Raw genomic sequence first — 2,538 nt, forward strand, 5'->3', positions numbered from 1 at the left:
CACCCTCCGAGACGGATCCCGAGTACCGCGAGACACGTGAAACCTCGTGGGAATCCGGCAGGACCATCTGCCAAGGCTAAATACTCCCTGGTGACCGATAGTGAAGCAGTACCGTGAGGGAAAGGTGAAAAGCACCGCGGGAGCGGAGTGAAAAAGAACCTGAAACCGTGCGCTTACAAGAAGTCAGAGCCCATTATAGGGGTGATGGCGTGCCTTTTGTAGAATGAACCGGCGAGTTACGTTTACGTGCAAGGTTAAGGTGGAAAGCCGTAGCCGCAGCGAAAGCGAGTCTGAATAGGGCGCTTGAGTACGTGGACGTAGACCCGAAACCGAGTGATCTACCCCTGTCCAGGGTGAAGGTGCGGTAACACGCACTGGAGGCCCGAACCCACGAATGTTGAAAAATTCGGGGATGAGGTGGGGGTAGCGGAGAAATTCCAATCGAACTCGGAGATAGCTGGTTCTCCCCGAAATAGCTTTAGGGCTAGCCTCGGAAGAGCGAGTCATGGAGGTAGAGCACTGATTGGGTGCGGGGCCCGCCAAGGGTTACCAAGTCCAGTCAAACTCCGAATGCCATCGACTTAGATCCGGGAGTCAGACAGTGAGTGCTAAGATCCATTGTCAAGAGGGAAACAGCCCAGACCATCAGCTAAGGTCCCCAAGTGTGTGTTAAGTGGGAAAGGATGTGGAGTTGCACAGACAACCAGGATGTTGGCTTAGAAGCAGCCACCATTTAAAGAGTGCGTAATAGCTCACTGGTCGAGTGACTCTGCGCCGAAAATGTAACGGGGCTAAACACACCACCGAAGCTATGGATTGAACCTTTGGTTCAGTGGTAGGGGAGCGTTGAATACGGGTTGAAGTCAGACCGGAAGGACTGGTGGACTGTATTCAAGTGAGAATGCCGGTATGAGTAACGAAAAGACAAGTGAGAATCTTGTCCGCCGAAAGCCCAAGGTTTCCTGAGGAAGGTTCGTCCGCTCAGGGTAAGTCGGGACCTAAGGCGAGGCCGAAAGGCGTAGTCGAAGGACAACAGGTTGAAATTCCTGTACCACCATAAACCGTTATGAGCGACGGGGTGACGCAGAAGGGTAGTGACGCGAGCGGATGGAAGTGCTCGTCCAAGCAGTAAGGCTGATGTGTAGGCAAATCCGCATATCGATAAGGCTGAGCTGTGACCGGGGAGGGAAAATTGCAGTACCGAAGGTCATGATCTCCCGCTGCCAAGAAAAGCCTCTAGCCAGGTGAAGGTGCCCGTACCGCAAACCGACACAGGTAGGCGAGCAGAGCATGCTAAGGCGCGCGGAATAACTCTCGTTAAGGAACTCGGCAAAATGACCCCGTAACTTCGGGAGAAGGGGTGCCCCGGTAGGGTGAATAGCCCGAGGGGGCCGCAGTGAAAAGGCCCAATCGACTGTTTAGCAAAAACACAGGTCTGTGCGAAGCCGTAAGGCGAAGTATACGGGCTGACGCCTGCCCGGTGCTGGAAGGTTAAGGGGAGCGGTTAGGAGCAATCCGAAGCTGTGAACCGAAGCCCCAGTAAACGGCGGCCGTAACTATAACGGTCCTAAGGTAGCGAAATTCCTTGTCAGGTAAATTCTGACCCGCACGAATGGCGTAACGAATTGGGCGCTGTCTCAACGAGAGATCCGGTGAAATTTTAATACCTGTGAAGATGCAGGTTACCCGCGACAAGACGGAAAGACCCCATGGAGCTTTACTGCAGCTTGATATTGGACTTTGGTACGATCTGTACAGGATAGGTGGGAGCCTTGGAAACCTGAGCGCCAGCTTGGGTGGAGGCGCCGTTGGGATACCACCCTGATCGTATCGGAGTTCTAACCTACCACCCTGAATCGGGTGGAGGGACCGTGTCAGGCGGGCAGTTTGACTGGGGCGGTCGCCTCCTAAAAAGTAACGGAGGCGCCCAAAGGTTCCCTCAGAATGGTTGGAAATCATTCGCAGCGTGCAAAGGCATAAGGGAGCTTGACTGCGAGACCTACAAGTCGAGCAGGGACGAAAGTCGGGCTTAGTGATCCGGTGGTACCGCATGGAAGGGCCATCGCTCAACGGATAAAAGCTACCCTGGGGATAACAGGCTTATCTCCCCCAAGAGTCCACATCGACGGGGAGGTTTGGCACCTCGATGTCGGCTCATCGCATCCTGGGGCTGAAGTAGGTCCCAAGGGTTGGGCTGTTCGCCCATTAAAGCGGTACGCGAGCTGGGTTCAGAACGTCGTGAGACAGTTCGGTCCCTATCTGTCGTGGGCGTAGGAAATTTGAGAGGAGCTGTCCTTAGTACGAGAGGACCGGGATGGACGTACCGCTGGTGTACCAGTTGTTCCGCCAGGAGCATAGCTGGGTAGCCAAGTACGGACGGGATAAGCGCTGAAAGCATCTAAGCGCGAAGCCCCCCTCAAGATGAGATTTCCCAATTAGTAAGACCCCTGGAAGACGACCAGGTTGATAGGTTCGAGGTGGAAGCGCAGCAATGTGTGGAGCTGACGAATACTAATCGGTCGAGGGCTTATCCTAAAA

General features: G+C 54.4%; 1 rRNA gene. It reads left to right on the forward strand.

Annotated features, from left to right (window positions below):
- A 23S ribosomal RNA gene (locus ACFQ0N_RS38150) occupies positions 1-2,535 on the forward strand; the annotation flags it as partial.
- Positions 2,536-2,538 lie beyond the last annotated feature (3 nt).

This window comes from Paenibacillus sp. GCM10027626 (assembly GCF_042676285.1).
Lineage (GTDB): Bacteria > Bacillota > Bacilli > Paenibacillales > Paenibacillaceae > Paenibacillus_Z.